Annotated in this window: 20 protein-coding genes; 6 read left to right on the top strand and 14 right to left on the bottom strand. The window is 50.8% G+C overall.

What is annotated here, in order from left to right; all coding sequences use genetic code 11:
* Positions 1-121: 121 nt before the first annotated feature.
* A complete protein-coding gene (gene elyC / locus ACF8OF_RS06900) occupies positions 122-919 on the top strand; it encodes an envelope biogenesis factor ElyC (RefSeq protein WP_392496128.1) in 798 nt (265 codons plus the stop codon).
* A 59-nt stretch (positions 920-978) separates the two neighbouring features.
* Here the strand turns inward: elyC and kdsB are convergent, their stop codons facing one another.
* The 11 genes from kdsB to serC all read right to left on the bottom strand — a co-directional run bounded on the left by kdsB (position 979) and on the right by serC (position 13,546).
* Positions 979-1,728 (bottom strand): 3-deoxy-manno-octulosonate cytidylyltransferase, encoded by a 750-nt coding sequence (kdsB, locus tag ACF8OF_RS06895; protein ID WP_025155168.1) that lies wholly within the window; start codon positions 1,726-1,728, stop codon positions 979-981.
* A 5-nt stretch (positions 1,729-1,733) separates the two neighbouring features.
* Positions 1,734-1,910 carry a Trm112 family protein gene (locus ACF8OF_RS06890; protein ID WP_004235830.1) on the bottom strand — a complete coding sequence of 59 codons (177 nt, stop codon included), beginning with the start codon at positions 1,908-1,910 and terminating at the stop codon, positions 1,734-1,736.
* Between the two features lie 106 nt (positions 1,911-2,016).
* Positions 2,017-2,232 carry a cold-shock protein gene (locus tag ACF8OF_RS06885; protein WP_004241772.1) on the bottom strand — a complete coding sequence of 72 codons (216 nt, stop codon included), beginning with the start codon at positions 2,230-2,232 and terminating at the stop codon, positions 2,017-2,019.
* Positions 2,233-2,592: 360 nt separating this feature from the next.
* The gene (gene lpxK, locus ACF8OF_RS06880; protein ID WP_392496126.1) at positions 2,593-3,576 is read right to left on the bottom strand and encodes a tetraacyldisaccharide 4'-kinase; all 984 of its coding nucleotides are present in this window, start codon (positions 3,574-3,576) and stop codon (positions 2,593-2,595) included.
* A 12-nt stretch (positions 3,577-3,588) separates the two neighbouring features.
* On the bottom strand, positions 3,589-5,334 hold the full coding sequence (msbA, locus tag ACF8OF_RS06875; RefSeq protein WP_275983683.1) for a lipid A ABC transporter ATP-binding protein/permease MsbA: 1,746 nt from the start codon (positions 5,332-5,334) through the stop codon (positions 3,589-3,591).
* Between the two features lie 37 nt (positions 5,335-5,371).
* Positions 5,372-7,669: a DNA internalization-related competence protein ComEC/Rec2 gene (locus ACF8OF_RS06870; protein WP_392496125.1), complete on the bottom strand. Its 2,298-nt coding sequence runs from the start codon at positions 7,667-7,669 to the stop codon at positions 5,372-5,374.
* A gap of 372 nt (positions 7,670-8,041) precedes the next feature.
* Positions 8,042-8,326 carry an integration host factor subunit beta gene (ihfB, locus tag ACF8OF_RS06865; RefSeq protein WP_025155164.1) on the bottom strand — a complete coding sequence of 95 codons (285 nt, stop codon included), beginning with the start codon at positions 8,324-8,326 and terminating at the stop codon, positions 8,042-8,044.
* A gap of 65 nt (positions 8,327-8,391) precedes the next feature.
* On the bottom strand, positions 8,392-10,065 hold the full coding sequence (rpsA, locus tag ACF8OF_RS06860) for a 30S ribosomal protein S1 (protein WP_004235822.1): 1,674 nt from the start codon (positions 10,063-10,065) through the stop codon (positions 8,392-8,394).
* Positions 10,066-10,291: 226 nt separating this feature from the next.
* Positions 10,292-10,981 (bottom strand): (d)CMP kinase, encoded by a 690-nt coding sequence (cmk, locus tag ACF8OF_RS06855; RefSeq protein ID WP_262860086.1) that lies wholly within the window; start codon positions 10,979-10,981, stop codon positions 10,292-10,294.
* Between the two features lie 116 nt (positions 10,982-11,097).
* Positions 11,098-12,375: a 3-phosphoshikimate 1-carboxyvinyltransferase gene (aroA, locus tag ACF8OF_RS06850; RefSeq protein ID WP_354621398.1), complete on the bottom strand. Its 1,278-nt coding sequence runs from the start codon at positions 12,373-12,375 to the stop codon at positions 11,098-11,100.
* 85 nt (positions 12,376-12,460) lie between these two features.
* Complete coding sequence (gene serC, locus ACF8OF_RS06845) at positions 12,461-13,546, bottom strand: 3-phosphoserine/phosphohydroxythreonine transaminase (RefSeq protein ID WP_279798137.1); 1,086 nt, start codon at positions 13,544-13,546, stop codon at positions 12,461-12,463.
* Positions 13,547-13,899: 353 nt separating this feature from the next.
* Between serC and ycaO the strand changes: the two genes are divergently transcribed.
* The 5 genes from ycaO (at position 13,900) to ACF8OF_RS06820 (ending at position 21,650) form a co-directional block, all read left to right on the top strand.
* Positions 13,900-15,681, top strand: coding sequence for a 30S ribosomal protein S12 methylthiotransferase accessory factor YcaO (gene ycaO, locus ACF8OF_RS06840; RefSeq protein WP_392496123.1), 1,782 nt, complete (start codon positions 13,900-13,902; stop codon positions 15,679-15,681).
* A gap of 306 nt (positions 15,682-15,987) precedes the next feature.
* Positions 15,988-16,848: a formate transporter FocA gene (gene focA, locus ACF8OF_RS06835; protein WP_025153649.1), complete on the top strand. Its 861-nt coding sequence runs from the start codon at positions 15,988-15,990 to the stop codon at positions 16,846-16,848.
* A 54-nt stretch (positions 16,849-16,902) separates the two neighbouring features.
* A complete protein-coding gene (pflB, locus tag ACF8OF_RS06830; protein WP_072870941.1) occupies positions 16,903-19,185 on the top strand; it encodes a formate C-acetyltransferase in 2,283 nt (760 codons plus the stop codon).
* 104 nt (positions 19,186-19,289) lie between these two features.
* On the top strand, positions 19,290-20,030 hold the full coding sequence (gene pflA / locus ACF8OF_RS06825; protein ID WP_004235814.1) for a pyruvate formate lyase 1-activating protein: 741 nt from the start codon (positions 19,290-19,292) through the stop codon (positions 20,028-20,030).
* Positions 20,031-20,345: 315 nt separating this feature from the next.
* On the top strand, positions 20,346-21,650 hold the full coding sequence (locus ACF8OF_RS06820) for an anthrax toxin-like adenylyl cyclase domain-containing protein (RefSeq protein WP_392496121.1): 1,305 nt from the start codon (positions 20,346-20,348) through the stop codon (positions 21,648-21,650).
* Between the two features lie 79 nt (positions 21,651-21,729).
* On the opposite strand, the gene serS is transcribed toward ACF8OF_RS06820, so the two are convergent.
* From serS to lolA, 3 genes are all read right to left on the bottom strand, one after another.
* Positions 21,730-23,022, bottom strand: a complete 1,293-nt coding sequence (serS, locus tag ACF8OF_RS06815; protein ID WP_262882404.1) for a serine--tRNA ligase — start codon at positions 23,020-23,022, stop codon at positions 21,730-21,732.
* Positions 23,023-23,088: 66 nt separating this feature from the next.
* Positions 23,089-24,432 (bottom strand): replication-associated recombination protein A, encoded by a 1,344-nt coding sequence (locus ACF8OF_RS06810; RefSeq protein ID WP_262860092.1) that lies wholly within the window; start codon positions 24,430-24,432, stop codon positions 23,089-23,091.
* Between the two features lie 7 nt (positions 24,433-24,439).
* Complete coding sequence (gene lolA, locus ACF8OF_RS06805; protein ID WP_025153643.1) at positions 24,440-25,051, bottom strand: outer membrane lipoprotein chaperone LolA; 612 nt, start codon at positions 25,049-25,051, stop codon at positions 24,440-24,442.
* Positions 25,052-25,104: the final 53 nt, after the last annotated feature.

The raw sequence follows: 25,104 nt of genomic DNA, 5'->3' as shown, positions 1-25,104 counted from the left end.
GCAGAGCAGTGCAATATGCAAAGTCGGTAACTATTGTGTCACAGACGTGTCTAATGTCACCCGATTTGTGCAGACTCCTGCCGTTAACCGGTGATAAATCAATCATATTTAAGGTGCGCTCATGCTGTTTGCCCTGAAAAAATACCTCGGCGGTTTTCTGATGCCGCTGCCGTTTATGCTCCTGCTGATTTTAGCCGGATTACTGCTGCTGTGGTTTTCCCGATGGCAGAAAACCGGTAAAACGCTGATCACCGTGAGCTGGCTCGGGCTGGTGCTGCTCAGCCTGCAACCGGTGGCGGATACGCTGTTGCTGACAACAGAAAAACCGTATGAAAAACGTTATGAGCTCATCACTCCGGCAAAGGTTCAGCAGCAGGATCTGCGCTATATTGTGGTGCTCGGTGGTGGCTTTACCTATAACCCGGAATGGTCTCCGTCCGCCAACCTGATCAGTAACAGTCTGCCGCGCGTCACAGAAGGTGTGCGCCTCGCGCTGCGTTACCCGCAGGCGACGCTGATTTTCACCGGCGGGCCGGGCGCAAACAGTATCAGCAGTGCGGAAGTTGCGGCACAAGTTGCGCAGTCACTGGGGATCCCGGCTGAACGCACACTGCCGCTGGTACTGCCGAAAGATACCGAAGAGGAAGCCGCCGAAGTGAAAAAAGTGGTGGGTGATGCGCCTTTCCTGCTGGTGACCTCCGCTAACCATATGACCCGCGCCAAAGCCTTCTTTGAGGCGCGCGGCCTGCATCCGATCCCGGCACCGGCTAACCAGCTGGCGGTGACAACCCCGCTGCACAGCTGGGAGAAAACTATTCCTTCCGCGTACTATTTATCACACAGTGAACGGGTCTGGTATGAAGGGCTGGGGCGGCTCTGGCAGTCAGTGAAAACGTCAGATAATGACGAACAGGAATAGAAGACAACAAAAACGCGGGTTCAGAAGTGACCCGCGTTTTTGTTTATAACTGATATCGCTCAGCGGGCGGCAAACAATCTGCGCACAGTTTCAAGATCTTCCGGGGTATCAACACCGGTGCCCGGTGCTTCGGATGCCTCCGCGACATGAATTTTTTCACCGTACCAGAGTACACGCAGTTGCTCGAGCATCTCGATTTTCTCCAGCGGGCTGGTTTCCCACTGAATATAGCGGCGGATAAACCCGGCGCGGTAAGCATAAATCCCGATATGACGCAGGAAATTATCACCGGCGCTGTCACGGCTGTGCATGAAACGCTCACGATCCCACGGAATGGTGGCACGGGAGAAATAGAGCGCGTAGCCCTGTTTATCCATCACCACTTTCACCGCATTCGGGTTAAAGGCTTCTTCCGCACTGGTGATTTTTACCGCCAGGGTGGCCATACCGGCTTCGCTGGCTGCCAGATTTTCAGCAACCTGCGCAATAATACTGTCAGGGATTAACGGTTCATCGCCCTGGACATTCACGATAATCTCATCATCAGCAAACTGATAGTGATCAATCACTTCCGCCAGACGCTCGGTCCCGGACTGATGATCTTCGCGCGTCATACAGGCTTCGCCGCCCTCTGCGATCACGGCGTCAAATACCGCCTGTGTATCAGTGGCGACAATGACTCTCGCAGCACCGGAACGTTTTGCCTGCTCCATCACACGGACAATCATCGGCTTGCCGCAGATATCCGCCAGCGGTTTACCGGGCAGACGTGTGGAGGCATAACGAGCGGGAATGATAACGGTAAACATGGCGATTATCCTTCTGAGACCGGCAATTCGCGGGCTTCATTCTCTAATAAGACAGGGATATCGTCGCGGACGGGATAGGCCAGACGGCAGCCTTTGCAGATGAGTTCGAGATTTTGTTTGTCGTAGCTGAGTTTGCCGTGGCAAACAGGGCAGGCCACGATTTCGAGTAAACGGTGATCCATACGTCCCCCAATGAGATAAAAACGTTGGCTCAGAATAACATAAGCCTGGTCTCACCGTTAACTCTGTTGTTGCGATATCACAGAGATAATCGCGTTTTTACCCATATTACAGCGCGATCACATCGTTCGCTGCAATACCATAACTGCCGCGGGTCAGAGAGAATTCCACTTCCTGCCCTTCGCACAGTAATTTGTTACGGGAATTGGCGATCCCGTTACGGGTTACCCAGATATCGTCGCCGCCGTTAACCGGGGAGATGAAACCGTAACCTTCTTTCGCGTCATACCATTTAACGCGGCCAAGTTGTAATTGTTTAGACATAGTATTAACTCCTTTTATATCACCAGGAATGGTATACACCCCATTGCTGGTTATGTCTGCTCCGGCCGGGCAACACGGGTGCTCTCTTTGCGAACAGCCACCCGGTAATGAGCAAAACATTATAGTTATTATTTTTTATTCTGATTTGCAGCCGGTCAGACACCGGCTGCAAAACATACCGTTTATCCGCGGGATCCGGTCATCCGCACCACAAGATTAACAAGGTGGTGTGAAAAAATTATGACAGCGGGATCAGAATATGTGTTGACACGCGGACTGGTTGCACAGTGAGATATGAAATACATCACAGAAATACAACTTTTTGATTAAGCCACATTCAGATAAAAAGCGCAAGTCCCTTTATGCATTTTTTATGTGAGATATGACTTTATCCAGAATTAAATCGGCGGATTTTGCGGGAATGGCGGCACTGACCGGTAAATACCACCAGTCAGTTGCAGAAAAGGCAAAACATTTCACTGCATCCTTCTCTGTCATCAGGAGTGACTGGCCGGGTTTTATCAGCGCGGAAAGCTGTTCAGGGCTGTAAGATTGGTGATCAGGAAACGCAACACACTGTGCCGGTGTCACACCGAGGGCGTTCAGCGTGGCAAAAAAGCGCGGAGGGTGCCCGATACCGGCCATTGCCACACATTCACCGATTTCAGCCGCCGGTTTACGGGTGCCGTCAGACAGATTAACGACCTCTCCCGGCACCAGCTGCATGGCGGTTTCCCCCGGTTGTGCGGTACCGCCATTGACGATCACCGCATCCACCTGTTTCAGACGTCCTGCCCGTTCCCGCATCGGCCCGGCAGGCAGCCACCAGCCGTTACCGAAACGGCGTTCACCGTCAATCACCACAATTTCCATATCGCGCTGCAGCGCATAGTGTTGTAAACCATCATCAGTGATGATCACATCCACCGGCGAGTGCTGCAAAATAGCCTCTACCGCAGCCGCCCTGTCAGGTGCCACCGCAACCGGCACACCGGTACGGCGGGCAATCAGAACCGGCTCATCACCGGCCTGTGCCGTCGTCGTGTCTTGCGTGATAAGCAGCGGGTAATGATCCGATTTACCGCCATACCCACGGGAAACCACCCCGGGACGGTAGCCACGGGCCAGCAATTGCTCTGTCAGCCAGATAACCACCGGTGTTTTGCCGTTACCGCCGGCGGTCAGATTACCGACCACCACCACCGGCACCGGCATACGGCGGGATTTTTTCAGCCCGCAGCGGAACAGCAGACGCCGCAGACCACTGACCGCCCCGTACAGAAACGAGAGCGGCAGAAGCAGCCAGTACAGCTTTGAGCGGCCGGACCAAATCTTATCGATCATCAGCAGTGCCGCTTAGTGACCAAACTGCATATTATAGAGCTGCGCATAGATACCAGGCTGTTTCACCAGTTCATCATGCGTACCACGCTCCTGCACTTCACCGTCCTGCACCACGAGAATTTCATCGGCTTTCTCAATGGTGGATAAACGGTGCGCGATCACCAGACAGGTACGGTTTTTCTGTAACTCATCCAGCGCAGCCTGAATCGCACGTTCAGATTCCGTATCCAGTGCCGAGGTAGCTTCATCGAGGATCAGGATAGGTGCATCGCGCAGCAGCGCACGGGCAATCGCAATACGCTGACGCTGACCACCGGACAGCAGGACACCGTTTTCACCGATTTCCGTATCCAGCCCCTTTTCCATCTTATTGATAAAGTCCATGGCATAAGCCATTTCAGCCGCTTTTTCAATCTGCTCGCGGGTGTACTTCCCTTCTGTGGCATAGGCGATATTATTCGCGACCGTATCATTGAAGAGGTGAACATTCTGCGACACCAGCGCCACCTGACTGCGCAGTGATGCCAGTGTGTAGTCGCGGATATCGTTACCGTCGATCGTAATATGTCCGCTTTCAATTTCATAGAAACGGGTGATCAGATTGGCAATAGTGGATTTGCCGGAGCCGGAGCGCCCGACCAGCGCCACCGTTTTACCAGACGGGATAGTAAACGACACATTTTTCAGCGCCGGGTTCTCTTTCCCCTGATAACGGAAAGTGACATTCTCAAACGCCACATCACCTTTGGCATCTTTCAGTACTTTGGTGCCGGTGTCTTTTTCCTGTTCCATATCAAGCAGAACAAACAGTGTCTGACATGCAGCCATCCCGCGCTGGAACTGGGCGTTCACGTTGGTCAGGGATTTTAGCGGGCGCATCAGGGCAATCATGGAGGAGAAGACAACCGTAATGGAACCGGCACTCAGCGCTTCTTTAATTTCAGGGAAACTGGCGGCAAACAGCACAAATGCCAGCGCAAAGGAGGCAATGATCTGAATAATCGGGTCGGCAATAGATGATGCGGTCACCAGTTTCATGCCCTGGCGGCGCATATGGTTGCTGACTTTATCAAAGCGCTCATTCTCCACTTTCTGACCGCCGAAAATCAGCACTTCTTTATGCCCTTTCAGCATCTGTTCTGCACTGGCGCTGACCTGCCCCATGCCGCTCTGCATGTTTTTACTGATTTCGCGGAAGCGCACAGAGACTTTGCGGATAACAAAGGCCACAATCGGGGCAATAACAATCAGTATCAGCGACAGCTGCCAGCTGTTGTAAAACATCAGGCCGAACAGCGCAATAATATAAGCGCCTTCACGGACGACCGTTACCAGTGCGCCGGAAGAAGACGAAGCCACCTGTTCGGAGTCATAGGTAATACGGGAGAGCAGTGTCCCGGTGGATTGCTGATCAAAGAAGGAAACCGGCATACCCATCATATGGCGGAACAGGTTACGGCGCATGGTCATAACCACTTTACCGGACACCCAGGAGAGGCAGTAACCTGAGACAAAACTGGAGATACCGCGTAACAGCATCAGCCCCAAAATAATCAGCGGCATGATACGGAGAAAATCATTGTCGGCAGTACCGAAACCTTCATCAAGCAGCGGTTTCAGCAGCGACAGCATAAATGCATCGCCGCCCGCATTGATGACTAACGCAATAGCCGCCACGATGATACCTGCTTTAAACGGTGCGATTGTCGGCCATAACCGGCGGAATGTTTGCCGGGTTGAAATATCAATATCTTTCATTATTGCGTTTACCAATACCAAAAATTAGCTGTCTATATTACCCGTTTACCGGCTGATCTCCAAACCATGCGCTGAACCAGCGGGGGAAGAGACCGGCACGGTAAGTCGCAACGGATACCTCATCAGCAAAAAAGGACACAGAAATCTGGCCGCTGTGCGCAGTATCATGCCACTGCACGCCGAGATCATGATAGCGACGGCGTACTTTATCAGAAGGCAGACGCCACGGACTATAGCGCGCAACAGAAACCAGTGCGAAAGCGGGATTTACCGCACGAATAAAAAATTCTGATGATGACGTTTTACTGCCATGGTGCGGAACTTGCAGTACGGTGGCGGAGAGTTCATCTTTATACTTAATCAGCTGTTTCTCTGCCTGTTTTTCGATATCTCCGGTCAGCAAAACCTGATATTTCCCGTCACTGATGCGGATAACACAGGAACCGTCATTTTTGCTCAGCTGATAGTTTTCGTCCGGCCATAACACCTCAAAATACAATGACTGCCATCGCCAGCGCTCCCCGCGGCGGCAGGGGGTATCGGCCTGCGGAATATTACCTTTAACCACCGCAGCAGGATAAGCGCGGCGCAAAGAGCCCAGCCCGCCGGTGTGATCACGGTGGTCATGGCTGATCATAATCCAGTCCGGAGTCAGGCGGTGATAATGCAGGTAAGGCAGCACCGTGCGCAGCCCGTCATCCCGTGACCCGAAACGGTTGCCGGTATCATACACCACCGCCCTGCCGTCTTTTATCACCACCGCCGCCAGCCCGTGCCCGATATCCAGTACGGTAACCGACCATTCCGGTGGTGTTTTCCGCAGATACAGACAGCAACTGAACACCATCCCCGGCAGCAGCAGCGGGTGCTGCCGCCACATATCCAGCCGGATGATATAAACAGCCACCCACATCAGCGGGATCCACATCAGAGCGATATATCCGGTAACCATCCAGCCCTGTGCCAGAAACGGCAGCGGCCATAATGCCAGCGCCAGAGAATAATCAGCCAACAGCAGTGCAGGCCCGATCAGTAACCCGGCAAACAGCAGCGGCACCGTCAGAAAGGAGATCACCGGTACCACCCACAGATTACTCAGAAACGACAACACATTCACACCACCGAAGAAATAGCCCTGAACCGGTAACAGCAGCAAAAATAATCCGCACTGATAAGAGAGAAACAACCGGATACTCCGCCACAAACGGGTAAAGAGTGTCAGCGGGGTAAAAACATGACGGCGGGAGAAAACACCGGTGTGATGCCAGAACAGCAATGCGGTAACCGCAGTATAAGACAGCCAGAATCCGGCGGATAAAATCGTCAGCGGATCGGTCAGCAGTAACAGTGCCGCACTGATCACAACAAACTGATACGTTGGCAGATGATAATGCCGCCAGCGCAGCAGATGCCATAACAGCAGTGCAGACAGTGCCCGGCAGGCCGGAACGGCAAACCCGGCCAGCCAGACATAAGCAATCGCGGCACAGACTGACAGCAGAGAGGGGATTAAATGCGTCATCACACGCAGCGGTAACAGCAGCAGCAATAACCGTCCGGCCCACCAGCCCCATAACGCCGCCAGCCCGATATGCAGCCCGGAAATGGCCACCACATGCGCTACGCCGGTTTCCTGCACCAGTCTGCGCTGCTCTGCGGTAATGCCGCGGCGCTCGCCAAACAACAGCGCCGCCATCAGTCCGCTGTGCGGCAGGTTATCCATTGCAGGAAGGTATGCCGCAATCATCTTCTGGCGCCGGTTGCAGTCTGACGATAATTTTTTGCTGCGCCCGGGCGTCAGAGAAAACAGAACCCGTTCTGACAGCAAATATTGCTGCCGGTTTGATTGTCCTTCATTCAGTTGTCCGTGTACCGGCCTCAATACCGGACGAAATATACGCCAGATTTCACCGGCACACGCCGGTTTAAATGAACCTTTTATTTTTATATTAATAAAAACAGTATCATCATACGACTGACTCTCTATATTAATAATCCGGCCTCTGACGGAATAATAATCAGAGGAATTAACCATAACATCATGGATCATAATATCGATATTATCGGGTGGTTCAGCGGAAAAGAGTGATAATGTATTGCCGATATGAATATTGACTGCGAGAAAAGTGCCGGCAGCAATGCGGATAAAAAAACTCAGCCGGGTACGGATAAGAAAAAGCAAACAAATACCAATAAATAACAGCAGACTTTCTGCCGGTAACAACAGCCGCGGTATCAGCAACAACGGCAGGTGACCGGCAACAACGGCAGCCGCAGCGAGCCAGAGCGGTAACGGACGGGGAAACAGATATTTCAGCACAGCCATAACAGTCATATTACTCACCAGAAGGGTAAACAGACCGGTATTATGTTATGGCGGGTATCACGTGTTATTACGATAATAGAAAAATGCGTGCCGTCACGAATTTATATTTCAACCATACAAATTATCAATTATTTTATGCGAGTCAACTCACAATTATTTGCTTAATTATAAATACCGTCTACTTTCCAATAGTATTTTATGGCGAACTGAATATGATATCTTCCGTAACCTATTATTAATAAACAAATTCGCTTGCCAACACCAGAACCTTATACAACCGAAATTAATTAATTCTGTGTTAACATTTTTATAATAATAATTGAATATTTACTGCAAAAAAAATGACGCCGATGGCGTCATTTTTATTATCTCTGTCAATAATCAAGCATAGATATTTGCGCGGTCACGTAACTCTTTGCCCGGTTTGAAGTGAGGAACGTGTTTACCTTCCAGTTCCACCTGTTCGCCGGTTTTCGGGTTACGACCTACCCGCGGTGCACGGTAGTGCAGAGAAAAACTGCCGAATCCACGGATTTCAATACGTTCGCCGTCAGCGAGCGTATCCGCCATATGCTCAAGGATCTCTTTTACTGCTTCTTCAACAACTTTAGCCGGAAGATGAGATTGTTGGCCTGCCAGCTTCTCAATCAGTTCAGATTTGGTCATATAACCTCCTGGACTACCCTGGTTATCATAAAAGCAGACCGCTTGCGCGGCCTGCCGCTGCTTAATTACTCGCCTTTAGCTGCTTTGAAAGCTTCTGCCATTGCGTTGTTAGAGAAACCGGCTTCTTCCTGCTTGTTCACAGTCGCGATAGCGTCTTTTTCATCCGCTTCGTCTTTTGCACGTACAGACAGGTTGATTACACGGTTTTTACGATCAACACCCGTGTATTTAGCTTCAACTTCATCACCAACGCTCAGAACCAGAGTAGCATCTTCAACGCGATCGCGTGAAGCTTCTGATGCACGCAGGTAACCTTCAACGCCATCCATCAGCTCAACAGTTGCGCCTTTAGCGTCTACTGCAGTTACTTTACCGGTGACGATAGCACCTTTCTTGGTAACAGCGGTGTAGTTGTTGAACGGATCTTCAGCTAACTGCTTAACGCCCAGAGAGATACGCTCGCGCTCTGCATCAACCTGCAGAACAACAGCTGCGATTTCGTCGCCTTTTTTGTATTCACGTACTGCTTCTTCGCCTGCAACGTTCCAGGAGATGTCAGACAGGTGAACCAGACCGTCGATGCCGCCATCTAAACCAATGAAGATACCGAAGTCAGTGATTGACTTGATTTTACCTTCAACGCGGTCACCTTTGTTGTGAGTTTCCGCGAACTGCTGCCATGGGTTAGATTTGCACTGCTTCAGGCCCAGGGAGATACGACGACGTTCTTCGTCGATGTCCAGAACCATAACTTCAACAACGTCGCCCACGTTAACAACTTTAGATGGGTGGATGTTTTTGTTGGTCCAGTCCATTTCAGAAACGTGTACCAGACCTTCAACGCCTTCTTCGATTTCAACGAAGCAGCCGTAGTCAGTCAGGTTGGTCACGCGGCCGGTCAGACGGGTGTTCTCAGGGTAACGCTTAGCGATTGCGACCCAAGGATCTTCGCCCAGCTGTTTCAGGCCCAGAGATACGCGGGTACGTTCACGGTCGAATTTCAGCACTTTAACAGTGATTTCGTCGCCGACATTCACGATTTCGCTTGGGTGTTTAACACGTTTCCACGCCATATCAGTGATATGCAGCAGACCATCAACGCCGCCCAGATCAACGAATGCACCGTAGTCAGTGAGGTTCTTAACGATACCTTTAACTTCCATGCCTTCCTGCAGGTTTTCCAGCAGCTGATCGCGCTCTGCGCTGTTTTCTGACTCGATAACTGCACGACGGGAAACAACCACGTTGTTGCGTTTCTGATCCAGCTTGATTACTTTGAACTCAAGCTCTTTGCCTTCCAGATGCGTGGTGTCACGAACAGGACGCACGTCAACCAGTGAACCCGGCAGGAACGCACGGATGCCGTTCAGTTCGACAGTGAAACCGCCTTTAACTTTACCGTTGATAACACCGGTAACAGTCTCAGCTTCTTCGTATGCTTTTTCCAGCATCAGCCATGCTTCGTGGCGTTTTGCTTTCTCGCGGGACAGAACAGTTTCACCGAAACCGTCTTCTACTGCGTCCAGAGCAACATCAACTTCGTCGCCAACCTGGATTTCCAGCTCGCCCTGAGCATTTTTGAACTGTTCTACCGGGATAGCAGATTCTGATTTCAGACCTGCGTCAACCAGAACGACGTCTTTATCGATAGCAACAACAGTACCACGGACGATAGCGCCCGGACGGGTTTCGATAGCCTGCAGGGATTCTTCAAAGAGTTGAGCAAAAGATTCAGTCATGTTTGATCTTCAAGTGTTTAAGTATTAACGTCCATTTAGCATCCGGCCGAATGGGGTTGTTTCACATACCTTGCAACATTCCTTGTCACAAAGGGGTGGCAGAAAACTGCTTCTTTGCCTTGTTCTCTGCCGGTAAAAAACTTCAACTTAACATTATAAACAAAAACGAATACAGAAACCTACTAAAAAACACGTTTTCAGTCAGATTTTCCGCAAATATTGTTTATCATTCCGCCGCTTCTGCCAGTTTTGCCTTCGTATAACGGAGGGCTTCGGCAATAACGTCATCAATTGACATGGTTGTTGAGTCCAGAATCAGCGCATCACCGGCAGCCACCAGTGGGGCAACCGCACGGTTGCGGTCGCGGAAATCGCGCTCTTCTATCTCAGCAAGAAGGCGGTCAAAATTAACACTAAAGCCTTTGTCCTGCAACTGCTTCATCCGGCGGTGAGCACGTTCCTGCGCACTTGCGTCGAGAAAAATTTTCACCGGGGCATCCGGAAACACCACCGTGCCCATGTCGCGCCCGTCGGCAATCAGGCCCGGCGCCACACGGAATGCGCGCTGGCGGCGCAGCAGCGCCTCACGGACACGCGGGAATGCCGCGATTTGTGAGGCTGTCATCCCCACGTCTTCCTGACGGATAGCCCGGCTGACATCCTCACCTTCCAGAATAGTCTCAGAGCCGGTGTCTTTTGCCAGGAATTTCACATCCAGATTCGCCGCCAGCGGAACCAGTGCATCTTCCGAGGTGATATCCACATGATGATGCAGGGCCGCCAGTGCCAGAACGCGGTAAATTGCGCCGGAGTCCAGTAAATGCCATCCCATTTCGTTTGCCAGTGCGTGACAAAGGGTGCCTTTGCCCGCGCCGCTCGGGCCGTCAATGGTAATGACCGGAACATATACTGCCATGCGCGCTCTCCTGTCGCAGTCCGGCGGCCGTCACAGCGGCCGCCTGAAAAAAGATGCCCGTATTATACGCATCTGTGACAGCAGAGGAAACGCCCTGCACGCAGAACGGCGTTTTTTTATTCTGACAGCGCCGCCAGCTCACTGAAGTAGCCGGGGAAGGTTTTTGCCGTACAGCCCGGATCGAGGATCGTGACCGGGGTATCTGACAGTGCCACCAGCGAGAAACACATGGCGATACGGTGATCGTTATAGGTTTCAATGTCCGCATGCTGCAATTTTACCGGCGGGGTGACCTGAATATAATCATGCCCCTCTTCCACCTGTGCGCCGACTTTACGCAGTTCAGCGGCCATTGCGCTGAGACGATCCGTCTCTTTCACCCGCCAGTTATAAATATTGCGGATCGTGGTCGTCCCTTCGGCAAACAGCGCGGTAGTCGCAATCGTCATCGCCGCATCCGGAATGGCGTTCATGTCCATATCGATACCGTGCAGGGTATCGCGGCTGCATTCAATATACGTGTCAGCAAAAGTGACTTTCGCGCCCATTTTCTCCAGTACTGACGCAAATTGCGTGTCGCCCTGCAGACTATTGCGCCCGATGCCGGTGACCCGCACGGTACCGCCTTTAATGGCTGCCGCTGCGAGGAAATAAGAAGCGGATGAGGCATCGCCTTCCACCAGATATTCTCCCGGGGACTGATACTGCTGTTTTCCTTTGATCAGGAAACGCCGGTAATCTTCATTCACTACCGTGATACCAAACACGGACATCATTGCCAGCGTGATATCGATATACGGTTTGGAGACCAGCTCGCCGGAGATAGTAATTTCAGTGTCATTCTCCGCCGGTGGTGCAGCCATCAGCAGCGCGGTCAGGAACTGGCTGGATACGGAACCGTCCACACTGATACGCCCGCCGGTAAAGCCACCGCGGATCCGCAACGGCGGATAACCGTCATTTTCCGGGAAATCAATCTGTGCGCCGCCCTGACGCAGTGCGTCGGTCAGATGACCAATCGGACGCTCTTTCATACGCGGCTCGCCGGTCAGGGTAATGTCATTATCCCCGAGACACAGTGCCGCCGTCAGCGGGCGCATTGCCGTCCCGGCATTGCCGAGGAACAATTCAATACCTTTAAATCCGCTGATCGGTTTGCCCTGGCCTTCCACAATGCATTCGGTTTTATCGTCAGAAAGCTGATAACGGATCCCCAGTTCCCGCAGTGCGCTGAGCATATGGCGGATATCATCACTGTCGAGCAGGTTGATAAGGCGTGTTGTGCCCGCTGCCTGTGCCGCCAGCAGCAGTGCCCGGTTGGAGACACTCTTGGAGCCGGGCAGGTTAATCGTCCCGTTAATGCGGGCGATGGGTTGTAACGTCAGGGAATCCATACGAAGTTATTCTCCGGTGTGTAAACATAAAAACGAAAAACGGGGCCGGATGCTTACCCGGTCCCGGAAAAGTGTCTGCCAGAAATCAGCTGTGACGGCGTTCAAACTCCGCCATAAACTCAGCCAGTGCGCGCACGCCTTCATACGGCATTGCATTATAAATGGAGGCGCGCATTCCGCCGGCGACTTTGTGCCCTTTCAGGGAGACCAGTCCCTGTGCCTGAGCTTCGGCGAGGAATTTGCTGTCCAGTGACGGATCAGACATCTGGAACGGCACGTTCATCAGTGAGCGGTTGGCTGCCGCCACACGGTTAATATAGAAATCACTGTGATCCACCGCAGAATACAGCAGTTGTGCTTTGTCATAGTTGATCCGGGCAATTTCCTGTAAACCACCCTGTTCAATCAGCCATTTAAAGACCATACCGGCGAGATACCAGGCAAAGGTCGGCGGGGTATTGAACATGGAATCACAACCGCTCAGCACGGTATAATCGAGGATGGACGGGGTTTCTCTGCGCGCTTTGCCCAGTAGATCTTCACGGATAATCACCAGGGTCAGCCCGGCCGGGCCGATATTTTTCTGCGCACCTGCATAAATCACCCCGAAACGGCTGACATCCAGCGGTTTTGACAGAATGGCGGACGAATAATCCGCAATCACGATTTTATCGCCGAAGTCCGGCTCTTCATGAATGGCAATACCATCAATGGTTTCATTCGGACAGTAGTGAACATAGGCCGCGTCATCACTGAGCTGCCATTCACTCATCGGCTTCACACCGATGCCGTCTTCCGATTCGGTTCTGACATTAATAACGTTCGGTGTGCAGTATTTTTTTGCTTCTTCTGCCGCACATTCCGCCCAGTATCCGCCCACCACATAATCCGCTTTGGTTTTTTCACCCAGCAGGTTCATCGGCAGTGCGGCAAAATGTCCGCGTGCGCCGCCGTGACAGAACAGTACTTTATAGTTATCCGGCACCGCGAGGATCTGGCGCAGATTATTTTCCGCTTCCTTTGCCACCGACATAAACTCTTTGCTGCGGTGACTGATTTCCATGACTGAGGTGCCGAGCCCGCGCCAGTTGCACAGTTCCTGCTCAGCACGGCGCAGCACTTCTACCGGCAGCATAGCCGGACCGGCACTAAAGTTGTATACCTGACTCATTGACCTCACCCTATCTGTAAATTAATGCCCTGTATATCCATCATATGAATACGCCCTGTCTGTCGGTTTTATCACTCCCCACCCTTTGCTGCAACGCTTATTGCATGATGGGCGCTAAACCCTTTTTATCGCCCGGCAGAATATCTGACTGCCTCTGACCATGAGATTGGGATATTATATAATGTATTTCCGGCGATGCATGGCGGACAGCGGAAATACAGCGGAATAACCCGGCAGTAACTTTACATTCACAAAGGTAGCCGCTGACACGAAAAATCCGTATTATGTGCGCCTTTCTTCCCCGGTATTCCTGAGTCCGCGTGCAGCGGGCCGTTACAGCAATTGTGGATCCCATGACGCAAACACATACTTTTATTCCCGGCAAAGATGCCGCCCTTGAAGATTCCATCAGCCGCTTTCAGCAGAAATTACAACAGCTGGGTTTCAATATTGAAGAAGCCTCGTGGCTCAACCCGGTACCAAACGTCTGGTCCGTGCATATCCGTGATACTGACTGCCCGCTCTGTTTTACCAACGGTAAAGGCGCCACGAAAAAAGCCGCGCTGGCCTCCGCGCTGGGCGAGTATTTTGAGCGTCTGTCCACCAACTACTTTTTTGCCGATTTCTGGCTGGGTGAAACCATTGCCAGCGGGGAGTTTGTTCACTATCCGGATGAAAAATGGTTCCCGCTGACAGAGGATGACTCGCTGCCGGACGGTATTCTCGATCAGTATCTGCGCGACTATTATGATCCGGAAAATGATTTGCAGGGCAGCCAGCTGATTGATCTGCAATCCTCCAATGAGGAGCGCGGTATCTGCGCCCTGCCGTTTACCCGCCAGTCTGACGGCAAAACGGTTTATATTCCGATGAATATCGTCGCCAACCTGTATGTGTCCAACGGCATGTCCGCCGGGAACACCCGCAATGAAGCCCGCGTGCAGGGATTATCGGAAGTCTTTGAACGTTATGTGAAAAACCGCATTATTGCTGAGCGCATCAGCTTACCGGCGATCCCGGAAGCGGTGCTGGCGCGTTATCCGCAGGTTGTTGAGTCAATCCGTACCCTGGAGAGCGAAGGCTTCCCGATCTTCTGCTTTGATGCCTCGCTCGGCGGTCAGTACCCGGTCATCTGTGTGGTGCTGTTTAACCCGGCCAACGGTACCTGTTTCGCCTCTTTCGGTGCTCATCCTGATTTCGGTGTTGCTCTGGAGCGGACTGTCACTGAGCTGTTACAGGGACGCAGCCTGAAAGACCTCGATGTCTTCACCGCACCGACCTTTGATGATGAAGAAGTGGCGGATCAGACCAACCTGGAAACCCACTTTATCGATTCAAGCGGCCTGATCAGCTGGGATCTGTTTAAACAGGATGCGGATTATGATTTCGCTGACTGGCAGTTCCGCGGCACCACCGAAGAAGAATTCACCACACTGATGGCACAGTTCGCGGCATCCGGCCACGAAGTGTATATTGCCGATTATGAGCATCTCGGTGTGTATGCCTGCCGTATTCTGGTGCCGGGCATGTCAGATATCTATCCGGTGGAAGATTTGCATATGGCGAATAACGCCATGGGTATTCATCTGCGTGAAACCATTCTCGCGCTGCCGGAAAGCCGTTACAGCGCGGAAGATTATCTCTCTCTGCTGGCACAGCTGGATGAGGAAGGTCATGACGATTTTACCCGTGTCCGTGAATTGCTGGGCATTGCCGCCGGGAAAGGTAACGGCTGGTCCACCCTGCGCATCGGTGAGCTGAAATCCATGCTGGCACTGGCAGGTGGTGATACTGATCAGGCGCTGGCCTGGGTGGAGTGGACACAGGACTTCAACGCCAGTGTCCTCAGTGCTGAGCGGGCAAATTATTACCGCTGCCTGCATACCCTGTTATTACTGACGCAGGAGCCGGAGCGCAACACAGAACAGTACCTGCCGGCGTTTGCCCGTATGTATGGCCAGGAAACCCTGAATGCGGCACTGGATGCCCTGAACGGCAAAAACTGTTTCTTCGGATTATGCGCATCAGATAACAACTTAACGGCATTTCCTGCGCATCAGGCACTGCTGGCGGCTTATGAAAAACTGCAAAAAGCAAAAGCGCATTTTTGGCAAAAAGATAAAAATGCGATTTAATCGTCATAAACAGCCATAAACGTAAATATTAGGTTAATTTGTTCGTTTTAAGTAACACAAACCCGACAAATTAACCTTATTTTTTTACTTTAATTAAATAAAAAATAAAAAATAAAAATATTTTATAATTTTTAAAAAATTGTTTTTCTTTTATATACATAACCTTACATTGATTTTTCAACTTTTCTCAGGGTATTTGACGATTCTCTTGAACGCCTTTATGATCCACATCAAGTTTAATTTTTTCACCCTTTGCTACTATCATTGCGTGCTATAATTATTTGGAATCAAGAGACAGTTAGCATTATGAAAACTGACGCACTTTTTAATTTATTATCTCCTGCCGCTATGGCACATGTTGCAGACGATGTGGGTGTCTATAAAGCAACGAAAGCCCCTCACATCACATACTTATCTGCATTTATGGCAGGAATTTTCATCTCAGTAGGTTTTGTCTTTTATATTACCGCCACCACCGGTACCGCAGGCATAGTGCCTTTTGGTATCGCTAAACTTATCGGTGGTTTATGTTTCTCGCTCGGTCTGATGCTGGTTGTGGTTTGCGGGGCTGACTTATTCACCTCCACCGTATTAACCAGCGTGGCAAAAGCCACCGGGCGTATCACCTGGGGACAGATGTTTGCAAACTGGACCCGTGTGTATTTCGGTAACCTGATCGGCGCCCTCTTCTTTGTCGCCCTTATCTGGTTCGCCGGACAGTATATGGCAGCCAACGGGCTGTGGGGATTAAATATCCTGCAAACAGCGGATCATAAGCTTCATCACACCTTTACTGAAGCCGTCTGTCTCGGGATTCTGGCAAACTTAATGGTTTGTCTGGCGGTATGGATGAGCTACGCCGGCCGTAGTCTGACCGATAAACTGTTAGTCCTGGTCTTTCCTATCGGTATGTTTGTTGCCAGCGGATTTGAGCACAGTATCGCCAATATGTTTATGATCCCGATGGGGATTATGATTAAAAATTTTGCACCTTCTGAATTCTGGACTATGGTTGGTTCGTCGCCTGAACAGTTTCCGTCACTGACAGTTTCTGATTTTGTGATTAATAACCTGATTCCGGTCACCATCGGCAACATTATTGGTGGTGCAGTTTTAGTAGGTCTGACTTATTGGCTGATTCATTTACGCGGTGACCAGAAGCATTAATCTCTGTTTATCACGACTGAATTTCTAAGTTCCATTGTTAAAAGGTAAAGTATCATGTCAGAATTAAATGAAAAATTCGCTTCAGCATGGCAAGGCTTTAATCTGGGTGACTGGTCACAGGAAGTTAACGTCCGTGACTTTATCCAGAAAAACTACACCCCATATGAAGGCGATGAGTCTTTCTTAGCAGGCGCTACAGAGGCAACATCTGCTCTGTGGGCGAAAGTTATGGAAGGCATCAAAATCGAAAACAGTACCCACGCTCCTATCGATTTTGACACTGATCTGCCGTCTACTATCACTTCTCACGATGCCGGTTACATCAACAAAGATTTAGAAAAAGTTGTTGGTCTGCAGACTGAAAAACCGCTGAAACGTGCAATGCTGCCGTTCGGTGGTATCCGTATGATCGAAGGTTCATGCAAAGCCTACGGCCGCGAAATGAACCCTGAAGTCGAAAAAATCTTCACCGAATACCGTAAAACTCACAACCAGGGTGTGTTCGACGTTTATACTCCGGACATCATCCGCTGCCGTAAATCCGGTGTTCTGACCGGTCTGCCTGACGCATACGGCCGTGGTCGTATCATCGGTGACTACCGTCGTGTTGCACTGTACGGTATCGACTTCCTGATGAAAGACAAATTCGCCCAGTTCACTTCTCTGCAGCCTAAATTAGAAAGCGGTGAAGATCTGCGTGAAACTATCCAGCTGCGCGAAGAAATTTCAGAACAGCACCGTGCATTAGGCCAGATGAAAGAAATGGCTGCCAAATACGGTCTGGATATCTCCGGTCCTGCAACTAACGCACAGGAAGCTGCACAGTGGACTTACTTCGGCTACCTGGCTGCAGTTAAGTCTCAGAACGGTGCTGCAATGTCCTTCGGCCGTGTTTCCACATTCCTGGACGTTTACATCCAGCGTGACCTGGAACAAGGCAAAATTACCGAAGTTGAAGCTCAGGAAATCGTTGACCACCTGATCATGAAACTGCGTATGGTCCGCTTCCTGCGTACCCCTGAGTATGATGAACTGTTCTCCGGTGACCCAATCTGGGCAACAGAATCTCTGGCAGGTATGGGTACCGACGGCCGTACTCTGGTCACCAAAAACAGCTTCCGTTTCCTGAACACCCTGTACACCATGGGTCCTTCACCGGAACCAAACATGACCATCCTGTGGTCTGAAAAACTGCCTCTGAACTTCAAACGTTATGCGGCTAAAGTGTCTATCGATACCTCTTCTGTACAGTATGAGAACGATGACCTGATGCGTCCTGACTTTGATAACGATGACTACGCAATCGCATGCTGCGTGAGCCCGATGGTTGTCGGTAAACAAATGCAGTTCTTCGGTGCCCGTGCAAACATGGCTAAAACCCTGCTGTATGCAATCAACGGCGGTGTTGACGAAAAACTGAAAATCCAGGTTGGTCCGAAACACGAACCAATTCACTCAGATGTTCTGGATTACGATGTTGTTATGGATCGTCTGGATCACTTCATGGACTGGCTGGCAACTAACTATGTCACCGCGCTGAACTGCATCCACTACATGCACGACAAATACAGCTACGAAGCAGCGCTGATGGCTCTGCATGACCGTGACGTATATCGTACAATGGCATGTGGTATCGCGGGTCTGTCTGTTGCAGCTGACTCCCTGTCTGCAATCAAATACGCGAAAGTTAAACCGGTTCGTGACGAAAGCGGCCTGGCTGTTGACTTCGAAATCGAAGGCGAATATCCGCAGTTCGGTAACAACGACTCCCGTGTTGATGATATCGCATGTGACATCGTTGAACGTTTCATGAAGAAAATTCAGAAACACCACATGTACCGTAACGCGGTTCCTACACAGTCAATTCTGACCATCACGTCTAACGTTGTGTATGGTAAGAAAACCGGTAACACCCCTGACGGCCGTCGCGCAGGCGCTCCGTTCGGACCAGGTGCTAACCCTATGCACGGCCGTGACCAGAAAGGTGCTGTTGCCTCTCTGACCTCCGTTGCTAAACTGCCGTTTGCTTACGCGAAAGATGGTATTTCTTACACCTTCTCTATCGTTCCAAACGCATTAGGTAAAGATGACGATGTTCGTCGTACTAACCTGGCAGGCCTGATGGATGGTTACTTCCACCACGAATCAAGCATCGAAGGTGGTCAGCACCTGAACGTGAACGTAATGAACCGTGAAATGCTGTTAGAAGCAATGGAAAATCCTGAGAAATATCCTCAGCTGACCATCCGTGTTTCTGGTTACGCCGTTCGTTTCAACTCACTGACTAAAGAACAGCAGAAAGACGTTATTACCCGTACATTCACAAAATCCATGTAATTTGTGCGGTAACCGTTTGCTGTCTTATTAAAATAACTTAAACTAAAAGGCCCCTCTGTTTCGGGGCCTTTATTATAACTGGTCAGTTTTGGAGTAATCCTGTCATGTCAGTATTAGGTCGTATTCACTCATTTGAATCCTGCGGGACCGTTGACGGCCCGGGCATTCGTTTTATCGTCTTTTTCCAGGGCTGTCTGATGCGTTGCCTGTATTGTCATAACCGCGATACATGGGATCTGCATGACGGTCAGGAAGTCACTGTGGACGAGTTAATGAAAGAAGCGGTCACATACCGCCACTTTATGAATGCATCCGGCGGTGGTGTGACAGCATCCGGTGGTGAAGCGATACTGCAGGCTGAGTTCGTGCGTGACTGGTTCCGTGAGTGTAAAAAAGAAGGTATTCACACCTGCCTGGATACCAATGGTTTTGTCCGCCGTTATGACCCGGTCATTGACGAGCTGATGGAAGTAACCGATTTGGTTATGCTGGATTTAAAACAACTCGATGACAGCATCCACCAGAATTTAGTCGGTGTATCCAATCACCGTACATTACAGTTTGCCCGTTATCTCGCTGAACGGAATCAGAAAACCTGGGTGCGCTATGTTGTCGTGCCGGGCTGGTCTGATGATGAGCATTCCGCCCACCTTCTCGGTGATTTCACCAAAGATATGAAGAATATCGAGAAGATTGAACTGCTGCCTTACCACGAGTTAGGAAAGCATAAATGGACGGCAATGAATGAAGAATACAAACTTGATGGTGTTAAGCCACCGTCAAAAGAGACCATGGAAAAAGTAAAATCCATCCTCGAAAGCTACGGTCATAAAGTGATGTATTAAGTCACCACCCTTTTGTTATTAACAGCACACTCCGGTGTGCTGTCAGATTTCTGACGATTTACCTTTTTTATCTGTTCTCCATCCTTATTTTTTAAAACACATCGTCTCCCGTAACAATATCCGGAGAGTGAGCGGTATGGCACCGTGAATACAATATCAAGTCTGAATATTGTTTACAGGTAATCTCAGCGTGGTACCAGATACAGAAAATATGGTCGGATATTATGTCTTTTTGTATCTGTTTCCGGTTGTTTTCTGGCACTTTTTTTCTGTCATTTTTTTATCCTTATCGTTTTATATCCAGGGATAATACTTATGCTGCGAATCACTCCGTCATTCCCCTCACCGGTTTCTGTCTGTACACCGGATACGCCTCATCAGCCCGCAGCTGAAACAAAAAAAGAACGTCCTTTTCTGATCACCGGTCAGGCAGAAATTCTTCACCGCAGCGGTATTGCTGAAAAGCATCTCACACCACTTCTGACTTTCGCAGAAAAAGAAAAACTGGTTATCAGTTTCCGGCCGGTTGAACGCGCCGCAACAGGTCTTATCAATGCCGGTTATCCGACCAAAAGTTTTCATATCAAAGGTAAAAGCGCTAATCTCGGGCCAATGGCGGGGTTTATTCCGGTTGAACAGCATCTTAGTAAGCTGGGTAATAAACCGGGTGATAATACCGGTAAAATCAGCCGGATGAATGAAGAGATACAGCAATGTATCAGGGGAAAATACGCTGAACCCGGCGATTTGGTTATCACCACACAACGTATCAGAGAATTGATTGAGATGAATCTGATCAGTGAATGCCAGCCACCACTCAGCCATGATGAGACAGGAAGAATCACTTATACGTTATCCGTATCTTCGGGCAGCCGGGAACAGATCACCCGTTATATAGCCAAACCAGCCGGTGATGATTTGTACACCATTTTTCCTGCAGACAATGAAAAACCGGTACAGGTGTTATATTCTCCGGAGGTTAACAAGCCACTGACTGCAGATTATGACCTGATGATTGTTTCACACCGGATGGAAGACCACGGCATACAGGATACACTCAGAATAAAAAGTATCAGTCCGGAAGAACATATACGCCAGCGTGCCTATCTGCTTTCATCTGATACCCCAAAAAAGCCGTTCTTCCGCAGGGCCACAGTAACAGAAGGGATACAAACCCCGGTTTCATTACCCCCGAAAGAGATTTTACGCCGGGCATCTGTTCAGGATGCTATCCGCAAAGAGTTACTGGCACTGGCACATCCGGGTTATGGTAATTGTTCACAACGCATTACTGACCTGATACCGGCGATCAATTCCGCACTGAACTGCAAGCCGGGCTGTGACGTTGTTCATCACGGTATGGATGCGGCAAACCCGTATTCTGAACTGGATGATAATTTTCCCGCCACTTTCTTTTTGCCGGAACAAATAGGTGATCTTCCTCAGGTTGTAACAGCTGAAAATAAGGACGGGCTGAAACAACTTTTGCACATATTGCATCAGCATGGCTATTATATTCTGTTTAATCCGCGCTGGGATTCTCACCTGACCTCACCACGCCGCGAACATTTCGAAGCCACCCGCAATATCTTTGAAAGTAAAAAATTCAGCACACTGTGATCGGTAAAATACAGACAAAAAAATCCCGCGGGTTTTTACCGGCGGGATTTTTATCAGATCAGTGACAACGGACCGGCAATCAGCCGATATGTGTCAGACCTTTCATATACGGACGCAATACTTCCGGAATTTCGATACGACCATCAGCCTGCTGATAGTTTTCCATGATAGCCACCAGGGTACGGCCGACAGCCAGACCGGAGCCGTTCAGGGTATGAACCAGCTGTGGTTTTTTATCATCTTTACCACGGAAGCGTGCCTGCATACGACGCGCCTGGAAATCCCAGCAGTTAGAGCAGGATGAGATTTCACGGTAGGTATTCTGTGCCGGAACCCAGACTTCGAGGTCATAGGTTTTACGGGAACCGAAGCCCATGTCACCAGTGCACAGCAGCACTTTGCGGTATGGCAGGTTCAGCAGCTGTAACACTTTTTCAGCGTGACCGGTCAGTTCTTCCAGCGCTTCCATGGATTTTTCCGGATGCACAATCTGAACCAGCTCAACTTTGTCAAACTGGTGCATACGGATCAGGCCACGGGTATCACGACCATACGAACCGGCTTCGGAACGGAAGCACGGTGTATGAGCAGTCATACGCAGCGGCAGGTCGGCTTCATCCAGAATTTCGTCACGGACCAGGTTGGTGACCGGCACTTCTGCGGTCGGGATCAGCGCGTAGCTGCTGGTTTCCGCTTCTTCTTCCAGCGGTTTGGTATGGAACAGGTCACCGGCAAATTTCGGTAACTGGCCGGTGCCGTACAGCGTATCCTGATTGACCAGGTACGGTACATAAATTTCCTGATAACCGTGCTGTTCAGTGTGCAGATCCAGCATGAATTGAGCGATAGCGCGGTGCAGGCGGGCAATCTGGCCTTTCATCACAACGAAACGCGCACCGGTCAGTTTGACGGCAGCCGGGAAATCCAGGCCATCGGTCATTTCACCGAGTGAAACGTGATCGCGCACTTCGAAATCATACTGCTTAGGTGTGCCCCAGCGGCTGACTTCAGGGTTATCGCTGTCATCTTTACCAAACGGCACTTCGTCTGCCGGGAGGTTAGGAATATTCAGAGCAATGGTGCGTAACTCAGCCTGCACTTCATCCAGCGCAGATTTAGCAGCATCCAGTTTATCCCCTAACAGGTTCACTTCACGACGCACTGCTTCAATGTCTTCACCGCGGGCTTTCGCTTCACCAATGGACTTCGATCGGGAGTTGCGTTCAGCCTGCAGAGTTTCAGTTTCAACTTGTAAAACCTTGCGGCGCTCTTCAAGAGTGCGCAGCGTGTCCACATCCAGGGTAAAACCCCTGCGAGCAAGTTTTTCGGCAACCGCGTCCAGCTCATTACGCAGTAAATTTGGATCGAGCATGCTATTCCTGTGCTTGTTGTTATAACGGGAGTGTCATCTGTTTCACACCTTACCGCAACAGCGGCATTAACGGTAGCGTTTTATCGGGCTATTTTGATCCTGCTCAGCAAGCCAGGCGAGTTTCTCGCCGATTTTTCCTTCCATGCCCCGGTTTGCCGGAAAATAGTAGCGGGTATCACGCATTTCAGGCGGAAAATAGACTTCCCCGGCGGCATATGCATTCGTTTCGTCATGGGCGTAACGGTACTCTTTGCCGAGCCCCATTTCTTTCATCAGTTTGGTCGGCGCGTTGCGCAGATGTTCCGGCACATCGTAGTCCCGCCCTTCTTTTGCATCGCGCATGGCGGCTTTGAAGGCAGTGTAAACGGCATTACTTTTCGGGGCGCAGGCGAGGTAAACAATCGCCTGAGCAATCGCCCGCTCACCCTCTGCCGGTCCCACCCGGGTAAAACAGTCCCAGGCGGAAATCGCGACCTGCATGGCACGCGGGTCGGCATTACCGACATCTTCCGACGCTATCGCCAGCAGACGGCGGGCAACATAGAGCGGATCACCGCCTGCGGTGATAATCCGGGCATACCAGTAGAGTGCGGCATCCGGTGCCGAGCCGCGCACAGATTTGTGCAGCGCGGAAATCAGATCGTAGTAGCGATCGCCTTTGTTATCAAAACGGGCGCTGCGTTCCCCGCTGACTTCTTTCAGCAGTTCAGTGGTCAGAACACGTTTGCCGTCAGCGCCGGTTTCAGCCATATCCGCCATCATTTCCAGCACATTCAGCGAACGGCGGGCATCACCGGCAACCAGTTCCGCCAGCAGTTTACGGGTCTCATCCGGCAGGACGATATTTTGTCCGCCCAGACCGCGCTCAGAATCATTCAGCGCCTGAATCAGCACTGCTTCGATATCGTCCGGTGACAGGGATTTGAGCAGATAAACACGGGCGCGGGATAACAGGGCGGAGTTGAGCTCAAACGACGGGTTTTCAGTGGTGGCACCGATAAAGGTGACCGTACCATCCTCAATATGCGGCAGAAACGCATCCTGCTGGCTTTTATTGAAGCGGTGTACCTCATCCACAAACAGAATAGTGCGGCGCCCCAGATTGCGGTTCTGACGCGCCCGCTCGATAGCTTCGCGGATCTCTTTTACCCCGGAGGTCACCGCTGACAGGCGTTCGATATCTGCATCCGCATAGTGACCGATCACTTCCGCAAGCGTGGTTTTCCCGGTGCCCGGCGGCCCCCACAGGATCATGGAGTGGAGCTGTCCGGCGCGGATTGCCCGCGGCAGCGGTTTGCCCTCTGCCAGCAGGTGAGTCTGTCCGATGTACTGTTCCAGTGTCCCCGGCCGCATTCTGGCAGCCAGCGGCTGGTAATCGTTTTGCGAAAAATCGAGAGAAAAGTTAGTCACTGACGCCTCATTGACGCTGATCGTCCAGCGTAACCCCCTTCGGCGGTGTAAAGGTGAATTTGCTCATATTCACATCAGTACTCTGCTGCCCTTTGAGCTGATAGCTGCTTTTCTGGCCATCCTGCTCAACGGCGGCAAACTGCTGAATAATACCGTCCGGAGTTACAGTGATAGTAAATAATTTCAGATTGCCGTTGCTGGTTTTCGGTTTCAGCTCAAAGCTGTCGCCGCGCTGGCTCACCATGTACTGCTGCCAGTCTGCCGGGTCATTACGGGTGATCAGCATAAACGGCGTGTTTTGCGTGGCATCTTTCAGCCAGGTGGCGGTGACCTGCTCAACAAACGGGTTATAGAACCACAGTGTTTTGCCGTCAGAGACCAGCACACTTTCATCCGGCGCGCTCATCTGCCAGTTGAACAGGTTCGGGCGTTTCACCCATAAATCCCCTGTTCCTTCCTGAACCAGTGCGCCGTCAGCATCAGTGACGGTCTGTGCGAAATTCGCATGGAAACTGTTCACTTTTCCCAGACGTGACTGAAGATCACTGCGGGTATCTGCGTGTGCGGCACTGACTGCGGCACCTGCCAGCAGGCAGGCTGTGATAAACACCTTTTTCATGTATGCATTCCTGATGATGCGTTCGGATAAATCAGACGCCGCCTTTGCAGGCA

Source organism: Morganella sp. TYF_1 (genome assembly GCF_043105645.1).
In the GTDB taxonomy this organism is placed as follows: domain Bacteria; phylum Pseudomonadota; class Gammaproteobacteria; order Enterobacterales; family Enterobacteriaceae; genus Morganella; species Morganella morganii_B.
The sequence above is the reverse complement of the archived record's forward strand: the minus strand, read 5'-3'. Positions and strand labels throughout refer to the sequence as shown.

Coding starts and splice junctions, on each gene's coding strand:
- cmk (WP_262860086.1), bottom strand. CDS start 10,981: ATGGCAGTATATGTTCCGGTCATTACCATTGACGGCCCGAGCGGCGCG.
- serS (WP_262882404.1), bottom strand. CDS start 23,022: ATGCTCGATCCAAATTTACTGCGTAATGAGCTGGACGCGGTTGCCGAA.
- lolA (WP_025153643.1), bottom strand. CDS start 25,051: ATGAAAAAGGTGTTTATCACAGCCTGCCTGCTGGCAGGTGCCGCAGTC.
- ycaO (WP_392496123.1), top strand. CDS start 13,900: ATGACGCAAACACATACTTTTATTCCCGGCAAAGATGCCGCCCTTGAA.
- serC (WP_279798137.1), bottom strand. CDS start 13,546: ATGAGTCAGGTATACAACTTTAGTGCCGGTCCGGCTATGCTGCCGGTA.
- pflB (WP_072870941.1), top strand. CDS start 16,903: ATGTCAGAATTAAATGAAAAATTCGCTTCAGCATGGCAAGGCTTTAAT.
- ACF8OF_RS06885 (WP_004241772.1), bottom strand. CDS start 2,232: ATGTCTAAACAATTACAACTTGGCCGCGTTAAATGGTATGACGCGAAA.
- elyC (WP_392496128.1), top strand. CDS start 122: ATGCTGTTTGCCCTGAAAAAATACCTCGGCGGTTTTCTGATGCCGCTG.
- ihfB (WP_025155164.1), bottom strand. CDS start 8,326: ATGACCAAATCTGAACTGATTGAGAAGCTGGCAGGCCAACAATCTCAT.
- msbA (WP_275983683.1), bottom strand. CDS start 5,334: ATGAAAGATATTGATATTTCAACCCGGCAAACATTCCGCCGGTTATGG.
- kdsB (WP_025155168.1), bottom strand. CDS start 1,728: ATGTTTACCGTTATCATTCCCGCTCGTTATGCCTCCACACGTCTGCCC.
- rpsA (WP_004235822.1), bottom strand. CDS start 10,065: ATGACTGAATCTTTTGCTCAACTCTTTGAAGAATCCCTGCAGGCTATC.
- aroA (WP_354621398.1), bottom strand. CDS start 12,375: ATGGATTCCCTGACGTTACAACCCATCGCCCGCATTAACGGGACGATT.
- lpxK (WP_392496126.1), bottom strand. CDS start 3,576: ATGATCGATAAGATTTGGTCCGGCCGCTCAAAGCTGTACTGGCTGCTT.
- ACF8OF_RS06820 (WP_392496121.1), top strand. CDS start 20,346: ATGCTGCGAATCACTCCGTCATTCCCCTCACCGGTTTCTGTCTGTACA.
- focA (WP_025153649.1), top strand. CDS start 15,988: ATGAAAACTGACGCACTTTTTAATTTATTATCTCCTGCCGCTATGGCA.
- ACF8OF_RS06890 (WP_004235830.1), bottom strand. CDS start 1,910: ATGGATCACCGTTTACTCGAAATCGTGGCCTGCCCTGTTTGCCACGGC.
- ACF8OF_RS06870 (WP_392496125.1), bottom strand. CDS start 7,669: ATGACTGTTATGGCTGTGCTGAAATATCTGTTTCCCCGTCCGTTACCG.
- pflA (WP_004235814.1), top strand. CDS start 19,290: ATGTCAGTATTAGGTCGTATTCACTCATTTGAATCCTGCGGGACCGTT.